This window comes from Arenibaculum sp. (genome assembly GCF_035998295.1).
GTDB lineage: Bacteria > Pseudomonadota > Alphaproteobacteria > Azospirillales > Azospirillaceae > DASYHS01.
On sequence record NZ_DASYHS010000279.1, the window covers coordinates 21,826 to 41,354 of the forward strand.

A 19,529-nucleotide genomic window follows, 5' to 3' on the forward strand; every position below is an offset into this window, starting at 1 on the left:
GCTGGGTTCCGGTCTACCGCGCGGCCCAGGTGTTGAAGCGCTCGGTCAGCCGGTCGATGTTCTCCAGCCAGAACTCGGCGTCCAGCTCGACCGCGCTCTTCATGTTCTCGGGCGCGGTCGGCAGGTCGGCGAGGCGGGCCGGGTCGACCGAGGCGTTCGCATCGACGTTGGTGACGCCGTAGGCGATCTCCTGCGGCAGCTTCGCCTGGTTCTCGGCACTTCCCACGAACTCCAGCAGCGCGTAGGCCTGCTCGAGGTTGGGGCTGTCCCGCAGGATCACGAAGCTGTCGATGGTGAACAGGCTGCCGTCCCAGACGATGCCGAAGTTGCGGTTGTCGTCGCGGTTGGCGGCGTCGACGCGGCCGTTGTAGACCGAGGTCATGACGACCTCGCCGGACGCGAGCAGCTGGGGCGGCTGCGCGCCCGCCTTCCAGAAGATCAGGTCGTCGCGGATGGTGTCGAGCTTCGCGAAGGCCCGGTCGACGCCCTCGTCGGTCGCGAGCACGTCGTAGACGTCGGACGGCGCGACGCCGTCGGCGATCAGCGCGAACTCCAGCGTCGTCTTGGGCCCGTGGCGCAGCGCCCGCTTGCCCGGATACTTCTCGGTGTCGAAGAAGTCGGCCCAGGACGTCGGCGCGTCCTTCAGCACGTCGCGGTCGTAGCCGAGCACGAAGTTGTAGACGATCGCGCCGACGCCGCATTCGTCGACGGCTTCCTCGATATAGGCGTCCTTGCCGCCGATCTTCGACCAGTCCAGCGTCTCGAACAGGCCCTCCTCGCAGCCGAGCGCCAGTTCCTCCGATTCGACCTGGACCACGTCCCAGGTGGAGTTGCCGCCCTCGACCCTGGCGCGCAGGACGCCGATGCCGCCGTCCCAGGACTCGTCGATCAGCGGCGTGCCGGTCGCCGCCTTGAACGGTTCGAAATAGACCTTCTTCTGGGCGTCCTGGTAGGCGCCGCCCCAGGACACGATGGTGAGGTCGCGGGCATCCGCCCCCGCGGAGGCGGCCGCGAGCGGCAAGGCGAGACAGGCGGCGAGTGCTGTGCGCGGAATCCTCATGATTGGCCTCCCTGGACCGTGGACGTTCTTTGTCGTCTGCGCCGTCCTCGGCCCGGCTCACGCCGGGTCGAGGGCGAGACAGTCGCTTGCGGCGAAAGCGACGGGTAGCCGCTCGCCGGGCTTCGGCACCGGGCGTCCGGTGCGAAATCGCATCTTGATCGTGAACGGGCTGCCGGCGTCCAGCGCCATGCGGACCCGCAGGTGATCGCCGTGATAGATCGTCTCCTGCACCTCTCCGGACAGCCGGTTCTCGTGCCCCTGCGCCTCGTCCTCGATGTGGACCCGCTCCGGGCGGACCGACAGGGACGTCGGGCTGCCGGGGCCGGCGACGTTGACCGCGCGCGCGCGCAGCCGGCTGCCGTCGGCGAGGCGGACCGAGCACTGCCCGCCGTCGACCGCCTCGACCGTACCCGCGAGGCTGTTGTTCTCGCCGATGAACCGCGCGACGAAACTGTTGCAGGGCGTCTCGTACAGCCCGGCGGGGGTGTCGAGCTGCTGGATCGCGCCGTCGTTGAACACCGCGATCCGGTCCGACATCGTCAGCGCCTCGGACTGGTCGTGGGTGACGTAGGCGACGGTGACGCCGAGGGATTCGTGGATGTGCTTGATCTCGATCTGCATGTGCTCGCGCAGCTGCTTGTCGAGCGCGCCGAGCGGCTCGTCCATCAGCACCAGCTTGGGCTCGAAGACCAGGGCGCGGGCGAGCGCCACGCGCTGCTGCTGCCCGCCCGAAAGCTGGCCCGGCCGCCGGCCGCCGAAACCCTCCAGCCGCACGAGGGACAGCGCCCGGTGCGCCCGTTCCCGCTGCTCGGCCTTGGGCACGCGCCGGACCGACAGCGGGAAGGCAACGTTCTCCTCGACCGTCATGTGCGGGAACAGCGCGTAGTTCTGGAACACGACCCCGATGTCGCGGCGGTGCGGCGGCACGTTGGCCAGGGACCGCCCGTCGAGCAGGATCTCGCCCCGCGTCGGCGTCTCGAAGCCGGCGAGCATCATCAGCGAGGTCGTCTTGCCCGATCCCGACGGGCCGAGAAGCGTCAGGAACTCGCCCCTGCGGATGTCGAGGTCGAGATTGCGCACGACGAGCGTTTCGCCGTCGTAGGTCTTCTGCACACCCCGGAACGACACCAGCGTGTCGGAACCCGACATCCACCCTCCTCGAGACACCTGCCTGACGGAAAGCCTAAAGAACCGGATGTTGGGCGTAAAGCGGCATGGTGGCGGTGGCGGATGCGGGGAGTCACGGGTCTTTCGCGATATCTCCATGATTGCGTCACCGAATCGAGGTACCCTGTGAGTGTCAGGAACGACGGACGACCATCATGGCACTCGAGAACTTGCGCAGGCCGACAGTCGCCGCGGCGCCGGGGGAAACGCAAGGGCTGGAAGTCCGGCTCGCCGCCTCGGCCGCCGAGATCGAGGCGGCCCAGGCGCTCCGCTACCGCGTCTTCTACGAGGAGCTCGGCGCGGGGTCGCCCGCGGGGGCGGCCGGCCGCGACGTGGACGCGTTCGATTCCGTGTGCGACCACCTGATCATCCTCGACCACGCCTGCCGGCCGGGCCCCGCGGTGGTCGGCACCTACCGGCTCCTGCGCCGCTCCGTCGCGGAGCGGCACGGCGGCTTCTACACCGCGACCGAGTTCGACGTGGCGCCGCTGCTCTCCAATCCCGGGGAACTGCTGGAGCTGGGCCGCTCCTGCGTCGCGCCGACCCACCGCACCCGCGCGACGATGCAGCTCCTGTGGCGCGGCATCGCGGGTTACGTGCTGCGGCACGGGGTGACGCTGATGTTCGGCTGCGCGAGCCTGCCCGGCACCGACGTCGAGGCGCTGGCCCCCGCGCTGGCCTATCTGCACCACAACCACCTCGCGCCCGAGCCGCTGCGCGCCCGGGCCCTGCCCGGCCGCTACGTGGCGATGGACCGCCTGCCGGCCGGCCTCGGCTCGGCCGAGCAGGCGGCCGCCGGCTTCGAGCCGCACGCGGCCGCCGCGACGCTGCCCCCGCTGCTCAAGGGCTACCTGCGGGTCGGCGGCTTCGTCGGCGACGGGGCGGTGGTGGACACCGCCTTCAATACGACGGATGTCTGCCTGATCGTCCCCATGGACGGCGTGTCGCGGAAATACGCCGCCCATTTCCTCCACCGCGGCGCCTGAACGGCCCGTCTGCGGTCAGGCGCGCGCTCAGGCCCGGACCGGCCGGGCCGTGAGCTGCTTCACGACGTCGCCGAACACGTGGCGGCTCTCGACGAGGTCGAGGCCGGCCGGGGCGACGCAGCTCTCGTAGCCGGCATCGTGCCGGGCGGAGAAGACGAACCCGATCCAGGGCGCGACCGTCCGGGTCCACAGCCGGGCCGGGCCGCTCTTCGGCGTGCAGTAGTCGAGGATGCGGACCGTCCCTCCGGGCTTGCAGATCCGGGCCAGCTCGCGCAGCGCGGGCAGCTGGAGTTCCTCCGGCAGGACGCAGAACACGAAGGTTGCGACAACGTGGTCGAAATGGCCGTCCGGGAAGCCGGTCGCCAGGAGGTCGCCGACCCGGACATCGACGTCCAGGCCGAGGCTGTCGGCACGGCGGCGCGCCCGGCGGAGCATCGCGGCGCTGGCGTCGAGCGCGACCACGCGGGAGCCGGCCGGGTAGAACGGCATGTTGCAGCCGGTCCCCGCCCCCGCGTCGAGGATGTCGCCATGGAGGCCGGCGAAGACGTCCCGGCGCAGCCGCCGCTTCCAGCCGACCTCGTAGGCCTTGTCCAGGATGTCGTAGACCGGCGCGATCCGGTCGTAGGTGAGGCTGATCAAGTCCCTGGTTCCATTGCGATGAGCACGTCGCAAGAAGGAACCACGGAAATCGGAGCGCGCCGGTTACGCTAGGGTTTCACTACGGTTAAATGGCGTTCCGCGTCAGAACGGGATCTCGTCGTCCAAATCCTCGCTCGGGCCCCGGCCGCCGCCGCCGGAACGGCCGCCACCGCCGCCGCTCGGCCCGCGGTCGTAGCCGCCACCGCCGCCCCCGCCACCGCCATAGCCCTCGTCCGGGCCGCGGTCGTAGCCGCCGCCACCACCACCACCGCCGCCCGACGCGCTGTCGAGCAGGGTCAGCTCGCCGCGGTAGGGGCGCAGCACCACTTCGGTCGTGTACCGCTCCTGGCCGCTCTGGTCGGTCCATTTGCGGGTCTCGAGCTGGCCTTCGACGTAGATCTTGCTGCCCTTCTTCACGAAGCGCTCGATCACGCCGACCAGGTTCTCGTTGAACACCGCGATCCGGTGCCACTCCGTGCGCTCCTTGCGCTCGCCGGTGGCGCGGTCCTTCCACGTCTCGGACGTGGCCAGGCTGAAGCTGGCGACCCGCCCGCCGTTCTGCATGCTGCGGATCTCCGGGTCCTTGCCCAGGTTGCCCACCAGGATCACTTTGTTGACGCCTGCCATGTCCTTGCTTCCTTCTTTCTCTCGCTCCTGCGGCGCGCCGCACGGTCCGCCGCACCATAGCGCGAGGGGGTGCCTCGCGCTATGGTGCGCGGCCGGGGATACGGCGGCCGATGCGCTTCTGCGTCCACCCTGCCCTGCGCCGTCCGGTCGCGGTTACGGCTGTCGCAATCGGGGGTGAACAGGCCAATATGTGACTGGCTTTCGCTCAGGGACTCCGCTAAGAACATCCCATGAACAAATTTATCACCGTCCGCGGCGCGCGGGAACACAATTTGAAGGGTGTCGACGTGGAAATGCCACGCGACAGCCTCGTCGTGATCACCGGGCTGTCCGGGTCGGGGAAATCGAGCCTCGCCTTCGACACGATCTATGCCGAGGGGCAGCGCCGCTATGTCGAGAGCCTGTCGGCCTATGCGCGCCAGTTCCTGGAGCTGATGCAGAAGCCGGACGTCGATTCGATCGAGGGGCTGTCGCCGGCGATCTCGATCGAGCAGAAGACGACCTCGCGCAACCCGCGCTCGACCGTCGGCACGGTGACGGAGATCTACGACTACATGCGCCTGCTGTGGGCGCGGGTCGGCATCCCCTATTCGCCCGCGACCGGCCTGCCGATCGAGAGCCAGACCGTCAGCCAGATGGTCGACCGCATCCTGGAGATGCCGGAAGGCACCCGCCTCTATCTCCTGGCCCCGGTGGTGCGCGGCCGCAAGGGCGAGTACCGCAAGGAGCTGCAGGACCTGCGCAAGCGCGGCTTCCAGCGCGTCCGCATCGACGGCCAGCTCTACGAGATCGACGAGGTCCCTAACCTCAACAAGAAGCTGAAGCACGACATCGAGGTCGTCGTCGACCGCATCGTCGTGCGCGAGGGGCTGGGCAACCGGCTCGCCGATTCGATCGAGACCGCGCTCGCCATGGGCGAGGGGCTGCTCTTCGCCGACGATGCCGACAGCGGGGAGCGGACGACCTTCTCGGCGAAGTTCGCCTGCCCGGTCAGCGGCTTCACCATCGACGAGGTCGAGCCGCGCCTGTTCTCGTTCAACAACCCGTTCGGCGCCTGCCCGGCCTGCGACGGCCTGGGCGAGAAGCTCTATTTCGATCCGCTTCTGGTCGTCCCCGACGAGCGGCTGAGCCTGCGCGACGGTGCGGTCGCGCCCTGGGCCGGGTCAAGCAGCCAGTACTACCAGCAGACCCTCGACAGCCTGGCGCGCCACTACGGCGTCAGCACCACGACCGCGTGGAAGGACATCGACGAGGCCGTCCGCAACGCGATCCTGTTCGGTTCCGGCGGCACGTCCGTGACCATGCGCTACGACGACGGGCTGCGCAGCTATGAGACATCGAAGCCGTTCGAGGGGATCGTCACCAACCTTGACCGGCGCTGGCGCGAGACCGAGAGCGCCTGGGTCAAGGAGGAGTTGGGCAAGTACCAGTCCACGATGCCGTGCGAGGCGTGCCAGGGCGCGCGCCTCAAGCCGGAGGCGCTGGCGGTGAAGGTGCGGGCGCGCAACGTCAGCGAGGTCGCCGAGATGTCGATCCGGCAGGCGGCCGAGTGGTTCGGCGAGCTCGACGCGCATCTGCGGCCCAAGGACCGGGAGATCGCCCAGCGCATCCTGAAGGAGATCAACGAGCGGCTCGGCTTCCTGGTCGACGTCGGCCTCGACTACCTGACCCTGTCGCGCAAGTCCGGCACCCTGTCGGGCGGTGAGAGCCAGCGCATCCGCCTCGCCTCGCAGATCGGCTCCGGCCTCACGGGCGTGCTCTACGTCCTCGACGAGCCGTCGATCGGCCTGCACCAGCGCGACAACGACCGCCTGCTGGAGACGCTGAAGCGCCTGCGCGACCTCGGCAACACCGTCATCGTGGTCGAGCACGACGAGGACGCGATCCGCAGCGCCGACTACCTCATCGACATGGGGCCGGGCGCGGGGACCCATGGCGGCACCGTCGTCGCCCGCGGCACGCCGCAGGAGGTGATGGGCAACCCCGCCAGCCTGACCGGCCAGTACCTCGTCGGCAACCACCGCATCGACGTGCCGGAAACGCGCCGTCCGGGCCACCGCGGCCAGGCGCTGGAAGTGGTCGGCGCGCGGGCCAACAACCTCAAGAATGTGACCGCGCGCATCCCGCTCGGCACCTTCACCTGCGTCACCGGCGTGTCGGGCGGCGGCAAGTCCACCCTGGTGATCGAGACGCTGTACAAGGCGCTGGCGCGCCGCCTGATGGGCGCGCGCGAGCACCCGGCGGCGCACGACGCGATCAACGGGGTCGAGTTCCTGGACAAGATCGTCGACATCGACCAGTCGCCGATCGGCCGCACGCCGCGCTCCAACCCCGCGACATATACCGGCGCCTTCACGCCGATCCGCGACTGGTACGCCGGGCTGCCCGAGGCCAAGGCCCGGGGCTACGGGCCGGGCCGCTTCTCCTTCAACGTCAAGGGCGGGCGCTGCGAGGCGTGCCAGGGCGACGGCGTCATCAAGATCGAGATGCACTTCCTACCCGACGTCTACGTCACCTGCGACGTCTGCCACGGCAAGCGCTACAACCGCGAGACGCTCGAAATCCTCTACAAGGACAAGAGCATAGCGGACGTTCTTGACATGACGGTCGAGGAAGGGGCCGCCTTCTTCAAGGCGGTCCCCTCGATCCGGGACAAGATGGCGATGCTCGACCGCGTCGGGCTCGGCTATATCCATGTCGGCCAGGCGGCGACCACGCTGTCGGGCGGCGAAGCCCAGCGCGTCAAGCTCGCCAAGGAACTGTCGCGCCGGGCCACCGGCCGCACGCTCTACATCCTCGATGAGCCGACGACGGGCCTGCATTTCGAGGACGTGCGCAGGCTGCTGGAGGTGCTGCACGCGCTCGTCGACCAGGGCAACACCGTCGTCGTGATCGAGCACAACCTCGAAGTGATCAAGACCGCGGACTGGATCCTCGACCTGGGCCCCGAGGGCGGCGACGGCGGCGGCGAGGTCGTGGCCGAAGGCACGCCGGAGCAGGTCGCGCGCGCACCGCGCAGCTACACCGGCAGCTACCTCGCCCCCTATCTCTGGGAGGGTGCGGCCGGGCGCCGGCGCGCCTGATCGCGCGCCGTCATGCCCATGCCCAGCACGGCGACGAGCACGCAGCCGATCCCGACCATCTGGTTCGCGCCGACCGCCTCGCCCAGGAGCACGGCGGCGAGGAGCACGGCCGAGACGGGCGCCAGGGCGGTGAAGAGGGACGCCTCCGCGCCGCTGACCCTCGCGGAGCCCGCATACCAGAAGACAAAGCCGCCGACGGTGGGGACGAGGGCGTAGTAGACCACGGCCCATGCGGCCCCGGCGGTCATGCCCGTGGTCCAGGGCGCCTCCAGGACGGCCGGCACCGCCGCGACCGCCAGTCCCGCGCCGGTCATGACGGCTGACAGGGCGAGCGGGGCGATCGCCGTCCGCAGGCGCTTGTTGAGCAGGATGAACAGGCTCTCGCACGCGACGGCGCCGAGGATCAGGGCGTTTCCGATCAGCGACTGCGTGCCGCCGGCACCCGGCCGCAACGTGATCGCCAGAACCCCGGCGGCGGCGAGCGCGATCGCCGCGAGCAGGGACCGGCGGGGCCGTTCGCCGAGGACGAGGATGGCGAACGCCGCCGAGACGACGGGCAAGGTCCCGATGATGACGCCCGCGTCCGCCGCGGAGGTGAAGCTCAGCCCGGAAATCAGCAGGGTCGTGTAGCCGACGCTGCCGGCCCCGGCCTGGAGGAGCAGGAGCACCCAATCCCCCCGCCCCGGCCTCGGCCAGGGCGTCCCGGTCAGGCGCATCAGGGCGAGGAAGAACGGGAACGCGATCGCGAACCGCAGGGCCGTCGCCGTGAAGGGCGGCAGGCCCGATGCGATCACCTTGCTCGCCACCACCGTGCTCCCGACCAGCACCATCGCGAGCGACAAATAGAGATATCCCTGAACCTGCCTCGGCACGGCTGGCCCTCCTCATCCGCGGAAAACCGCAGGAAAGCCGATCGGCCGGGCCCGGTCTTGAACGGGATTGCAGGCCCGCGGCCGCGCTTACTTGCTCCGCGTCAGCGCGAGCGCCGCCGCGGCCCCGATCAGCAGCCCGCCGGACACCGCGTTGCGCAGGCGGCCGCGCGCCGCCAGCAGTCCCCGGGCGCGGCCGGCGACCAGCGCCCACGCGCCGTCCACCAGCAGCGCGACCGCGAGGAACGCCGCCGACAGGACGGCGACCTGCGATCCGACCGACCCGTCCAAGACGAGGAACTGTGGAAAGAAGGCGCCGTAGAAGAGGAGCGTCTTGGGGTTGGTCAGCGACACCAGCAGGGCCCGCAGATAGATCGCGCGCGCCGATCTCGGTTCCGGGCGGGTCCTGGTCAGGTCGACCGCCGGCGCGCGCCACTGCGCGATGCCGAGATGGATCAGGTAGGCGACGCCGATCCAGCGCAGCCATTCGAACCAGACGCCGAGCGTTCCCAGGAGTTCCGTCATCCCGAAGGCCGCGATGCCGAGCTGCACCACCATCGCCGAGCTGGTGCCGGCGACGGTGAGAAGGCCGTATTTCGGCCCGTAGGCGACGCTGTTGGCGACGATCAGGGCGACGTTCGGCCCCGGTATCAGCATGAGGACCGTGACGGCGGCGACGAACGCCAGGAAAAGGCTCGGGTCGACCATGGGATCTCCTGATGGGGCGACGCGAATATTCCCTCTCCCGTGCAACGGGAGAGGGAGGGGCCCGCACTGAAAGTGCGGCAGGGTGAGGGCCGGCTGCCGGCAAACCCTCGCCTTCCCACCGCTACGCGGCGGGCCCCTTCCTCTCTCGGTGCATGGGAGAGGAGATGCTCGCGCCAGCGTAGGCGCCGGGCGAAAGGCCGTATTTGCGGACGAAGGTGCGGGTCATGTGGCTCTGGTCGGCGAAGCCGCTGGCGGCGGCGGCTTCCGCCAGCGGGGTGCCCTGCGCGATCAGCCGCCGCGCGACGTCGATCCGGCGTTGGACGAGATACGCATGGGGCGTGAGCCCGGTGGCCCTGGCGAACGCCCGCAGCACCTGGAACCGGCTCAACCCGCATTCCCGCGCCAGGTCGGCGAGCGTGACCGGCGCCGCCGGGTCGTCGTCGATCAGGGTGCGGGTGATGGCGACCGCCGCGGGGACCGGCCGTTTCCGGTCGTCGCCGGCATGCTCGCGCATCGCTTCGGCCAGCACCGACAGCGACAGCTCTTCGCGGCGAAGCTCGTCCCCCTGCGCGGTCAGGATGGAGAACAGCTCCCCGAACCGTTCGGCGAGGGCGGCACTCCGGATCACGGGGCGGGAGAACTCGCGGCCCGCCGTCCCGCCGGCGCCGATGTCCAGAACCGCATCCGCGACCACCGCCGGGTCGAAGTAGAGCATCCGCCAGGAACGGCCGCGGTCGCCGATCGGCGCGCCGTCATGGACCTCGCCGGGATTGACGGTGATCGTGTCGCCCGGCCCCGCCTCGACCTCGCCGCGGCCGCTGAGCGACCTCTGCGCGCCGCGATGGATCACGCCGATGCCGAACTGCTCGTGCGTGTGGCGCGCGAAGGTGTGGCGCGTATCGGCCTCGACCGCCTCCACGCCGGCGACCTTGCGCCGGTGCATCCTGAACTGGCCGCTCGTCATCGCCGCCCAGGATAGCGGCTGGCGGTCCGGGGGCAAATGATACTTGCGCGCGCTGCCGGATCGGCCCATGTCTGCGCGCTGACACGCAGGGACACGGGGGTTCCATGGCCACGCCTTCACCCATTCACGTGATCGGCGGCGGGCTTGCCGGCAGCGAGGCGGCCTGGCAGATCGTCTCGGCCGGAGTGCCGGTCGTGCTGCACGAGATGCGGCCCGTCCGGGGCACGGACGCGCACCAGACGGACCGCCTTGCCGAACTCGTGTGCTCCAACTCCTTCCGCTCCGACGATGCCGAGTACAACGCGGTCGGCCTGCTGCACGAGGAGCTGCGCCGCTGCGGGTCGCTGATCCTGCGCGCGGGCGACGCCAACAAGGTGCCGGCGGGCGGCGCGCTCGCCGTCGACCGGGAGGGCTTCGCCGACGCCGTGACCGGCGCGCTGGCCGCCCATCCGCTCGTCACGGTCGTGCGCGGGGAGGTGGACGGCCTGCCGCCCGAGGACTGGGACAGCGTCGTCGTCGCGACCGGCCCCCTCACCTCGCCCGCCCTGGCCGAGGCGGTGCGGACCCTGACCGGCGAGGACAGCCTCGCCTTCTTCGACGCGATCGCCCCGATCGTCCATCGCGATTCGATCGACATGTCGAAGGCCTGGTTCCAGTCGCGCTACGACAAGCCCGGTCCCGGCGGAACGGGCTCCGACTACATCAACTGCGCGCTCGACCGCGAGCTGTACGAGGCGTTCATCGCCGAACTGCTGACCGGAGCCAAGACCGAGTTCAAGGACTGGGAGAAGGACACGCCCTATTTCGAGGGCTGCCTGCCGATCGAGGTGATGGCCGCGCGCGGCCCCGACACGCTCCGCTACGGGCCGATGAAGCCGGTGGGGCTGACCGATCCGCATACCGGCCGGCGGCCCTACGCGGTGGTCCAGCTCCGCCAGGACAACGCGCTCGGCACGCTCTACAACATCGTGGGTTTCCAGACGAAGCTCAAATACGCCGAGCAGGCCCGCGTGTTCCGGATGATACCCGGGCTCGAGCAGGCGGAGTTCGCCCGGCTCGGCGGGCTGCACCGGAACACCTTCATCAACAGCCCGCGGCTGCTGGACGGCATGCTGCGGCTGAAGGCCATGCCGCGGCTGCGCTTCGCGGGCCAGGTGACCGGCGTCGAGGGCTATGTCGAGAGTGCCGCGATCGGCCTTCTCGCCGGCCGCTTCGCCGCCGCCGAGCGCCTCGGCCACGAGGTCGGGCCGCCGCCGCCGGAAACCGCCCTGGGCGCGCTGCTCGGCCACATCACCGGCGGGGCGGCCGCCGACACCTTCCAGCCCATGAACGTCAATTTCGGCCTTTTCCCGCCCGTCGACGACCGCGTCCGCGGGCGCGAGCGCAAGCGCGCCTACACCGGGCGCGCGCTGGGCGCGCTCGACGCCTGGCTCGGACGGGAACGCGCCGCAGCCGAATGAGCGCAGGATCAGTACCGGCCGATCAGCGCGCGCCCGGCGAGGCGGAGCGGGCGGAGCGGATCGGCGACCTGGAACCGCGCGTCGTAGGGATCGTGGCCGGCCTTGGCGAGCGCCGACAGATAGACGTCGGCGAGCGTCGCCGGCAGCAGCGCCGGCAGGGCCGCCCGCGGCACGTCCCGGCGCCGGGCCCTCGCCTCGCGCAGGTGGTCCGCCGCCGTCGCCGCCACGGCACGGACCACCTCGCGCAGCCCTTCGGGCGCCTTCATCTCGAACAGCCGGCCCGGCGCGACGTCGTGCCGGTCCAGCAGGTCGCGCGGCAGGTAGAGCCGCCGGGACCGCGCGTGGAAGGGAACCGCCCGCAGCAGGCCGGTCAGGGCCCATGCGATGCCGACGTGGCGGGCCGCCGCCATCGCCGCCTCCCCCCGCACGCCGAGGACCTCCAGCGCGAGCTGCGCCAGCGGCGCCCCGGTCACCTCGGCGTAGCTGACGAGGCAGTCGAGCGTGGCCGGCGGCTCGTCGTCGAGATCGGCTTCCCTGGCGTCGATCAGGCGCTCGATCGACGCCCGGCTCAGCCCGTGCGCGGCAACCGCTTCGGCGAGGCCCTGGACGACCTCGTGCCGCCGCACGGTCCCGCCGAACAGCTCCTCGACGGCTTCGCGCCACCATTGCAGGCGGATCTGGCCGAGGATCGGCTCCGTCACCACCTCGCGGGTCTTCGCGATCTCGACATTGAACGCGTACAGGGCGAACAGCCCCTCGCGGCGGTCGGCCGGCGCGAAGAGGCAGGTCTGATACCGGTCGTTGTCGTGCCGGCGCACCTCCCGCCCGCAGTAGGACAGGGCAGCATCGGGGTTAGCCATGAAATTTCTTGCCGTTGCACGAAGTGGGACGGGAAAACGGGAGAGGATGGCCTATACTCGATAGCCTCGCGAGGTTATATCGCTCCTCGCCGCCCGACCCGCCAGTCCGAAACGAGGGGTGCGGTTTCCGCGGACGACATGCCCGAGTTCGATACCATCCCGCCTCTCCTCGGCCCGACCGAGCCACGCGCGCGCAAGGACGCCTCGGGGGAGAACTTCCCGGTCGCCTCGCGCCTCCTGCCCCGCCGGCTGCGCCGCCACGTGGCCGCCTTCTACGATTTCGTGCGCCTCGCCGACGACGTCGCCGACGACCCGAACCTCGAACGCGAGACCAAGCTCCAGTACCTCGACGTTCTCGAAGGCGTGCTCCAGCAGGGCGGCCCCGGCCCGGGATACGCCGACGCCGCCGTCGTGCTGCGGGCGAGCCTGCGCGAAAGCGGGCTGGCCGACAGCTACGCCCGCCACCTCCTCCATGCCTTCCGCCGGGACGCCCGCAACGAATCCTGCCGGACCTGGGGCGACCTGATGCTGTACTGCCGCTACTCGGCGGTGCCGGTCGGCCGCTACATGCTGGCGCTCCACGGCGAAGGCCCGCGCGCCACGTCCGCCAGCGACGCGCTGTGCGCAGCACTCCAGATCATCAACCATCTCCAGGACGTGCGCGACGACTGGTGCCAGCTCGGCCGCTGCTACATCCCCCGGGTCTGGTTCGACCAGGCGGGGATCAGCCCCGAAGCGCTCGTCGAGCGCCGTGCCAACCCGCCGCTCCGGGCAGTCCTCGACCGCACCCTGGACCAGGTCGACGCCCTGCTCGTCCGCGCGGCGCCGCTGCCCCGACTTGTCGCCCACCGCGGGCTGAGGGTGGAGGCGGCCGTGATCCTGAGCCTGGCCCGGGCGCTCGCCCGCCGGCTGCGCCGGCGCGACCCGCTGGCGGCGCATGTCCGCCTGCCCGCGCACGCGAAGGCCGGTGCGGTGATGCGGGGCATCGCCCTGGGCATCGCCGCGCGATGAGCGTGCCGGCGGAAGCCCTGGACCGGGTCGAGACGGCGCCGGCGACGACGGGCAGCACCTTCTTCTGGCCCATGCTGCTGCTGCCGCCGTCCCAGCGCGGCGCGATGTTCGCGATCTACCGCTTCTGCCGGGAGGTCGACGACATCGTCGACCTCCCGGGCGATCCCGACGAGAAGCAAGCCCGCCTGGCCGCGTGGCGGGACCGGCTCGGCGCCCTCTATCTTGGCATGCCGCCGCAGGGCCGGGTCGAGACCGGCCTGCAGGCGGCGATCCGGCGCTACCGCCTTCCCCGCGCGGAGCTGGAAGCGGTCGTGGACGGGGTCGCGATGGACCTGTCGGACATGCGGGCTCCGCCGCTCGACGTGTTCCGGACCTACTGCCGGCGCGTCGCTGGTGCGGTCGGCCTGTTGTCGATCCACGTCTTCGACCGGGCCGACCCGGACACCGAAGGCTTCGCGCTCGCCCTCGGGGAGGCGCTGCAGGCGACGAACATCCTGCGCGATCTGCGGGACGACGCCGCGATCGGCCGCCTGTACGTCCCGCGGGAATACCTGCTGCAGGCGGACATCCCCGACACGCTGCCGGACGCCGTGCTCGGGCATGCGCGGTTCGGGACCGCTTGCGAACGGCTCGCCGAGCACGCGGAGGCGCGCTACCTCGAGGCCGACGATTTCCTGCGCCACTGGCCGAAACGGCGGCTGTGGTCGGCGCGCGCGATGATGGTGCTGTACCGGCGCCTGCTCGACCGCATGAGGGCGCGCGGCTGGGCGGAGACCGGCCGGCCGACGCTTCTGGGCAAGGTCGAGCGGGCGGCCGTCACCCTGCGTTGCCTCGCCGGGCAGCCGCCTGGGCGATGATCGGGGCGATGATCGGGGTGATGACGGCGGCATGACTGGGACGACCCACGTCTTCGGCGCCGGGCTCGCCGGCCTGGCGGCCGCCATGCGCCTGGCCGATGCGGGCCGGACGGTGGTGCTGCACGAGGCCTCCGGCCAGGCGGGCGGGCGGTGCCGGTCGTTCCACGACCCCGTGCTCGGCTGCCTGATCGACAACGGCAACCATCTCCTGCTCGGCGCCAATGCCAGGGCGCTGGCCTTCCTCGATATGCTCGGCACGCGGGGCGGGCTGATCGAGACGAGCCCGGCCGCGTTCCCGTTCCTGGACCTGCGGACGGGCGAGAGCTGGACCGTCCGCCCCAATGCCGGGCTCCTGCCCTGGTGGGTCTTCGCCGCCGGCCGCCGCGTCCCCGGCTCGTCCGCACGCGCGCATCTGGCGTCGGTGCGGCTGCTGGCGGCGCCGGCGGGCGCGAGCGTGGCCGAATGCCTGGACGCCGGCGATCCCCTGTTCGACCGGCTCTGGAAGCCCCTCGCCGTGTCGGCGCTGAACGTCGACGCGCATCGGGGCGCCGCCCGGCTGATGCGGACCGTGCTGCTGCGGTCGCTGCTCAGGGGTGAGGCGGCGTGCCGGCCGATGATCGCCCGGGACGGCCTCGGGCCATGCTTCATCGACCCGGCGCTCGCCCGGCTGGAACGGGCCGGCGTGCAGGTCCGCTTCCACAGCCGTCTCCGGGGGATCGCCTTCGCCGGGAACCGGGCCGCGGGCCTGGACCTGCCGGACGGGACCGTCGGCCTCGGGCCGGAGGACGCGGTCGTGCTCGCGGTGCCGCCCGGCACGGCGGCCTCGCTCCTGCCGGGGCTCGTCGTTCCCCCGGAAGGCCCCGCGATCGTGAACGTGCATTTCCGTCTCGACCGGCCGCCGCGCCTGCCCGGGGGCCTGGCACTCCTCGGGCTGATCGGCGGGACGGCCGAGTGGCTGTTCGCCCGCGGCGACGTCCTGTCGGCAACCGTGAGCGCGGCCGACGCGCTCGCGGCCGAGCCCGCGCCCGTGGTGGCATCGCGCGTCTGGCGGGACGCCGCGGCGGCGCTCGGCACGCCCGAGGATCCGCTGCCCGCGTTCCGCGTCGTCAAGGAAAAGAGGGCGACCTTCCTCCAGACGCCGGAAACACTGGCGTCGCGTCCGGGGCCGCGGACGCGGTGGTCGAATCTGTTCCTCGCCGGCGACTGGACCGACACCGGCCTGCCGGCGACGATCGAAGGCGCGATCCTGTCGGGAGAGCGCGCCGCCGCCTGTCTCGATTGATCGCCGGCGTCAGCCGCGCTTTGCGGCGACGGCCTCCACCTCGATCAGCCACTGCGGAGCGGCGAGCGCCGTCACGACGACGGTCGTCATGGCCGGCCGGCCCCCGTCCAGGTGCCGCGCCCGGATCGCCGCGAATTTCGGGATGTCCTCGGCATTGAGGAGATAGGCGTTGATCTTCACGAGGTCGGCGAAGCCCATGCCTGCCGACGCCAGGATCTCCCGCAGGTTCTCCATGATCTGTTCCGACTGGCCCTCGACGTCCGCATCGATCGATCCGTCGGGCTTGACGCCGATCTGGCCGGAAATGAAGAGATGCCGCGCTTCCTCGACCGTCTCGACGGCGTGGGAATAGCGGTTGTTGAAGGGCGGCGCGATGGCCGAGGGGTTGTGCGTCCGGTTCATGCGGTACCGCCTGCTTTCGGGTTCAGATCGGCAGCAGGGCCGCAGCGACCCGGCGCGCCTCGGCCAGCAGTATGTTGTAGGTGCGGCAGGCGGCGCCCGTGTCCATCACTTCGACCACGACGCCGGCGCTGCGCAGGTCGCGCCGCAACGCGCCGGGCAGGAGCTGCATCTTCTGCCCGGAGCCGAGCAGCAGCAGCTCGACCGGCGGGTCGGCCGACATGACCGGGGCGAAGGCCTCGACCGTCATCGTCTCGAAGGACGCGACCGGCCACGCCCGCGAGTGGTCCGGGAAGACCAGGACGGGACCCTGGTAGACGGTGCCGCTGACGCGGAACTCACCTTCCCCGTAGCTCTCGATGAACTGGCGGTCGGCGGGAATGATCGGCGTGACGTCCATGCCGCTCTCCCTTGCTGGTTCAGGAGGTCTCGGTCGCGGTCTTGGCCCCGCTCTTCTGCTCGCCGCGCCTGAGATTGAAGTACAGCAGCAGCGGGACCGCGACCAGGATCGACGAATAGGTGCCGACGACGAGCCCCCAGACCAGCGCGACGCTGAACCCGCGGATGACTTCGCCGCCGAAGATCGTGAGGGCGAGCGCTGCCAGCAGCGTGGTGCCGCTGGTCATCGCCGTGCGCGCCAGCGTCTCGTTGATCGCCTCGTTCAGGATCAGCGGCAGGCTCTTCGACTTGTACTTGCGCAGGTTCTCGCGCACGCGGTCGAACACCACGACCGTGTCGTTGATCGAGTAGCCGGCGATCGTCAGCACCGCCGCCACGGAGGACAGGCTGAACTCCATCTGCGTCAGCGAGAACAGGCCGATCGTCGTGATGACGTCGTGCGCCAGCGCCGCCAGCGCCGCTAGGCCGAACTGCCACTCGAAGCGGAACCAGACGTAGAGAAGGATGCCGGCCATCGCCAGCAGCACCGCCAGGGTCCCGGCCTCGATCAGCTCGGCGCCGACCTGCGGGCCGACCTGCTCGATGCGCCGGTAGCTCACGTCCTCGCCGAGCGCGGTCCGCACCTTCTCGATCGCGGCCTGCTGCGCCGGCTCGCCGCCTTCCTGCTGCTGCAGGCGGATCAGGACGTCGGTCGGTTCCCCGAACTCCTGCAGCGAGACCTCGCCGAGGCCGAGCCCGCCGAGCGTCGAGCGCAGCTGCGCGATGTCGGCGGGCTGCTCGGTCCGGATCTCGATCAGGATGCCGCCCCGGAAATCGATGCCGAAGTTCAGTCCGTTGGCCGCCACCACCACGAACGAGGCCACGATCAGCAGCGCCGACAGGATGAAAGCCGGGATGCGGTACCGGAGGAAGTCGATCCGGGTGTTATCTGGCACTAGACGCAGCGGGCGCATCGAAAGTCCTCTGGAGATGCTCGGGGGCGGGTCCCGTGGGGCCCCGCCCGACTGTGTTGTCGACCGCTTCGGGTCAGATCGGAACGGTCTTCGGCTTCGTCCGCCGCAGCCAGGCCACGACCATCAGGCGCGTCACCATGATCGCCGTGAACATGGAGGTGATGATGCCGATCGCCAGCGTCACCGCGAACCCGCGGACCGGACCGGAGCCGAGCATGAACAGCAGCAGCGCCGCGATCAGCGTGGTCACGTTGGAATCGATGATCGTCGTCAGCGCGCGGCTGTAGCCCGCGTCGATCGCCGAGATCACCGTCCGGCCGGCCCGCACCTCCTCGCGGATGCGCTCGAAGATCAGCACGTTCGCATCGACCGCCATGCCGATCGTGAGCACGATGCCCGCGATGCCGGGCAGCGTCAGCGTCGCCTGCAGGATCGACAGCGCGGAGAAGATCAGCGCGATGTTGAACAGCAGGGCGACGTTCGCCATCAGGCCGAACAGGCCGTAGGTGATCACCATGAAGATCATGACGAGGACGAGGCCGAGCATGCTCGCGAACTTGCCGGCGTCGATCGAATCCTGGCCGAGGCCGGGGCCGACCGTCCGTTCCTCCAGGATGGTCAGCGGCGCCGGAAGCGCGCCCGCCCTGAGCAGCAGCGCCAGGTCCTGCGCCGCCTGGACGCTGAAGTTGCCCTCGATCTGGCCGCTTCCGCCCAGGATCGGCTGGCGGATCACCGGCGCGCTGATGACCTTCTCGTCCAGCACGATCGCGAACAGGCGGCCGACATTCTCCTGGGTCGCCTCGGCGAACCGCCGGCCGCCGACGGAATCGAAGCGGAAGCTGACGACGGGCTGCCCTTCGGCGAAGGTCGGCTGCGCGTCCACCAGCGTGTCGCCGCTGACCATCACCCGCTTGCGGACGACGTATTGCTGGCCCGGCGTCTCCGCGGAGGGCAGCAGTTCCGAGCCCGGCGGGATGCGGCCGGCGAGCGCGTCCTGGACCGAGGTCGTCTCGTCCACGAAACGGAAGCTGAGCCGGGCCGTCTCGCCGAGCAGGCGCTTCACCCGTTCCGGGTCGTCGATGCCCGGAAGCTGGACCAGGATGCGGTCGCGCCCCTGGCGCTGGATCGTCGGCTCGCGCGTGCCGGTCTCGTCGATGCGCCGGCGCACGATCTCGATCGACTGCTGGACGGCCTGCTCCGTCCGCTGTTCGATCGCCGCCTCGCTGAGGCGCAGGCCGACCGCGTCCCCCGACGTCTCGACCACGACGTCCGGATCGAGGTCGCGCAGGATGTCCTGCGCGCGCTCGGCGTCGGCAGCGTCGCGCAGGCGGAAGCTGACGGTGGCGTCGGCGACCGCGAGGTCCGTGTAGCCGATGCGCACCTGCCGGAGCTCGGCGCGGACGCTGTCGAGCAGCGCCTCCAGGCGCTCGGAGATCACCTCCTGGACTTCGACCTCGAGCAGGAGATGCGATCCGCCCTGGAGGTCCAGGCCGAGATTGACGGTCCTGGTCGGCAGCCAGCCCGGCAGGTCCTCGCCCCACTGGTCGACCGTGGCGCGGCCGAGCAGGTTGGGAGCTGCGTACAGCACGCCCAACGCGCAGATCGCGAGGACGAGAATGATCTTCCAGCGTTCAAAATGGACCATGAGCGGCGACGACCCGACCTTACGAAGACATGCTGAGGGTTACTTGCGGCCGAACATCTTGCCGATCTTGACCCCGGCGCTCTGCGCGCTGGTTTCCGGCTTGGCGGGAGCGGCGTCGGCCGTCTCCTTGTCGTCGCGGGAGCCCTTGGTCGGCTCGGTCTTGGCCAGGACGTTGGAGATGGTGCCCCGTACCGTGCGCACGCGCACGCCTTCGGCGATCTCCACCGTCACTTCGTCGTCCGCGACCTTGGTGACCGTCCCGATCAGGCCGCCGCCGGTGACGACGCGGTCGCCGCGCCGCAGCGCGTCCAGCATCGTCTTGTGCTCCTTGAGCTTTCTCTGCTGCGGCCGGATCAGCAGGAAGTAGAACACCACGAATATAAGGATCAGCGGCAAGAACGACATCAGTTCGAAACCGCCAGCCGGCGCACCGCCCGCTGCCTGGGCGTAGGCCGTCGAAACCAACATCCGGTGCTCCTCTCTTTGCTCAAATGTGTCCGCGGACGCCGGGACTATAGCGGGCCGCGCCACGATGGCAAATGAAACCCGCGGGCCGGGCC

The 19,529-nt window shown here is 70.6% G+C and carries 19 protein-coding genes; 6 read left to right on the forward strand and 13 right to left on the reverse strand.

Translation table 11 applies throughout. From position 1 onward, the window contains the following. Positions 1 to 13 precede the first annotated feature (13 nt). Positions 14 to 1,060, reverse strand: coding sequence for an ABC transporter substrate-binding protein (locus tag VGO20_RS26055; protein WP_327505329.1), 1,047 nt, complete (start codon positions 1,058 to 1,060; stop codon positions 14 to 16). A gap of 57 nt (positions 1,061 to 1,117) precedes the next feature. Then, complete coding sequence (locus VGO20_RS26060; RefSeq protein WP_327505330.1) at positions 1,118 to 2,209, reverse strand: ABC transporter ATP-binding protein; 1,092 nt, start codon at positions 2,207 to 2,209, stop codon at positions 1,118 to 1,120. Positions 2,210 to 2,382: 173 nt separating this feature from the next. Here VGO20_RS26060 and VGO20_RS26065 point away from each other — a divergent pair, with 173 nt between their 5' ends. Next, positions 2,383 to 3,213, forward strand: a complete 831-nt coding sequence (locus VGO20_RS26065; protein WP_327505331.1) for a GNAT family N-acetyltransferase — start codon at positions 2,383 to 2,385, stop codon at positions 3,211 to 3,213. A gap of 27 nt (positions 3,214 to 3,240) precedes the next feature. Here VGO20_RS26065 and VGO20_RS26070 read toward each other — a convergent pair whose 3' ends face one another. Next, positions 3,241 to 3,852: a class I SAM-dependent methyltransferase gene (locus tag VGO20_RS26070; protein WP_327505332.1), complete on the reverse strand. Its 612-nt coding sequence runs from the start codon at positions 3,850 to 3,852 to the stop codon at positions 3,241 to 3,243. A 102-nt stretch (positions 3,853 to 3,954) separates the two neighbouring features. Continuing rightward, positions 3,955 to 4,479, reverse strand: coding sequence for a single-stranded DNA-binding protein (gene ssb, locus VGO20_RS26075; protein WP_327505333.1), 525 nt, complete (start codon positions 4,477 to 4,479; stop codon positions 3,955 to 3,957). 230 nt (positions 4,480 to 4,709) lie between these two features. Between ssb and uvrA the strand changes: the two genes are divergently transcribed. Next, positions 4,710 to 7,562, forward strand: coding sequence for an excinuclease ABC subunit UvrA (gene uvrA / locus VGO20_RS26080; protein ID WP_327505334.1), 2,853 nt, complete (start codon positions 4,710 to 4,712; stop codon positions 7,560 to 7,562). On the opposite strand, the gene VGO20_RS26085 is transcribed toward uvrA, so the two are convergent. The 3 genes from VGO20_RS26085 to VGO20_RS26095 form a co-directional block, all read right to left on the reverse strand. Next, the gene (locus VGO20_RS26085) at positions 7,523 to 8,434 is read right to left on the reverse strand and encodes a DMT family transporter (RefSeq protein ID WP_327505335.1); all 912 of its coding nucleotides are present in this window, start codon (positions 8,432 to 8,434) and stop codon (positions 7,523 to 7,525) included. The two genes, uvrA and VGO20_RS26085, sit on opposite strands and share 40 nt — an antisense overlap. Before the next feature lie 87 nt (positions 8,435 to 8,521). Beyond that, complete coding sequence (locus VGO20_RS26090) at positions 8,522 to 9,139, reverse strand: LysE family translocator (protein WP_327505336.1); 618 nt, start codon at positions 9,137 to 9,139, stop codon at positions 8,522 to 8,524. A 121-nt stretch (positions 9,140 to 9,260) separates the two neighbouring features. Further along, positions 9,261 to 10,103: an AraC family transcriptional regulator gene (locus VGO20_RS26095; protein WP_327505337.1), complete on the reverse strand. Its 843-nt coding sequence runs from the start codon at positions 10,101 to 10,103 to the stop codon at positions 9,261 to 9,263. A 104-nt stretch (positions 10,104 to 10,207) separates the two neighbouring features. On the opposite strand from VGO20_RS26095, the gene trmFO reads away from it, so the two are divergent. Next, the gene (gene trmFO, locus VGO20_RS26100; RefSeq protein ID WP_327505338.1) at positions 10,208 to 11,563 is read left to right on the forward strand and encodes a methylenetetrahydrofolate--tRNA-(uracil(54)-C(5))-methyltransferase (FADH(2)-oxidizing) TrmFO; all 1,356 of its coding nucleotides are present in this window, start codon (positions 10,208 to 10,210) and stop codon (positions 11,561 to 11,563) included. 8 nt (positions 11,564 to 11,571) lie between these two features. Here the strand turns inward: trmFO and VGO20_RS26105 are convergent, their stop codons facing one another. Continuing rightward, positions 11,572 to 12,423, reverse strand: coding sequence for a phytoene/squalene synthase family protein (locus VGO20_RS26105; RefSeq protein WP_327505339.1), 852 nt, complete (start codon positions 12,421 to 12,423; stop codon positions 11,572 to 11,574). A gap of 138 nt (positions 12,424 to 12,561) precedes the next feature. Between VGO20_RS26105 and VGO20_RS26110 the strand changes: the two genes are divergently transcribed. Genes VGO20_RS26110 through hpnE form a run of 3 tightly spaced genes read left to right on the forward strand, consistent with a single transcriptional unit; the run spans position 12,562 to position 15,573 of the window. After that, entirely contained in the window at positions 12,562 to 13,434 is an 873-nt protein-coding gene (locus VGO20_RS26110; protein ID WP_327505340.1) for a squalene/phytoene synthase family protein, read from the forward strand. Beyond that, on the forward strand, positions 13,431 to 14,291 hold the full coding sequence (locus VGO20_RS26115) for a squalene/phytoene synthase family protein (RefSeq protein WP_327505341.1): 861 nt from the start codon (positions 13,431 to 13,433) through the stop codon (positions 14,289 to 14,291). The genes VGO20_RS26110 and VGO20_RS26115 overlap by 4 nt, the downstream gene beginning before the upstream one ends. Positions 14,292 to 14,322: 31 nt before the next feature. Further along, positions 14,323 to 15,573 carry a hydroxysqualene dehydroxylase HpnE gene (gene hpnE, locus VGO20_RS26120; protein WP_327505342.1) on the forward strand — a complete coding sequence of 417 codons (1,251 nt, stop codon included), beginning with the start codon at positions 14,323 to 14,325 and terminating at the stop codon, positions 15,571 to 15,573. A 9-nt stretch (positions 15,574 to 15,582) separates the two neighbouring features. On the opposite strand, the gene VGO20_RS26125 is transcribed toward hpnE, so the two are convergent. The 5 genes from VGO20_RS26125 to yajC form a co-directional block, all read right to left on the reverse strand. Continuing rightward, on the reverse strand, positions 15,583 to 15,975 hold the full coding sequence (locus VGO20_RS26125; RefSeq protein ID WP_327505343.1) for a RidA family protein: 393 nt from the start codon (positions 15,973 to 15,975) through the stop codon (positions 15,583 to 15,585). 22 nt (positions 15,976 to 15,997) lie between these two features. After that, positions 15,998 to 16,372, reverse strand: a complete 375-nt coding sequence (locus VGO20_RS26130) for an Mth938-like domain-containing protein (RefSeq protein ID WP_327505344.1) — start codon at positions 16,370 to 16,372, stop codon at positions 15,998 to 16,000. Between the two features lie 19 nt (positions 16,373 to 16,391). Beyond that, on the reverse strand, positions 16,392 to 17,324 hold the full coding sequence (secF, locus tag VGO20_RS26135) for a protein translocase subunit SecF (RefSeq protein ID WP_327505345.1): 933 nt from the start codon (positions 17,322 to 17,324) through the stop codon (positions 16,392 to 16,394). 73 nt (positions 17,325 to 17,397) lie between these two features. Continuing rightward, entirely contained in the window at positions 17,398 to 18,969 is a 1,572-nt protein-coding gene (gene secD, locus VGO20_RS26140) for a protein translocase subunit SecD (RefSeq protein WP_327505346.1), read from the reverse strand. Between the two features lie 39 nt (positions 18,970 to 19,008). After that, positions 19,009 to 19,437 carry a preprotein translocase subunit YajC gene (yajC, locus tag VGO20_RS26145; protein WP_327505347.1) on the reverse strand — a complete coding sequence of 143 codons (429 nt, stop codon included), beginning with the start codon at positions 19,435 to 19,437 and terminating at the stop codon, positions 19,009 to 19,011. Positions 19,438 to 19,529: the final 92 nt, after the last annotated feature.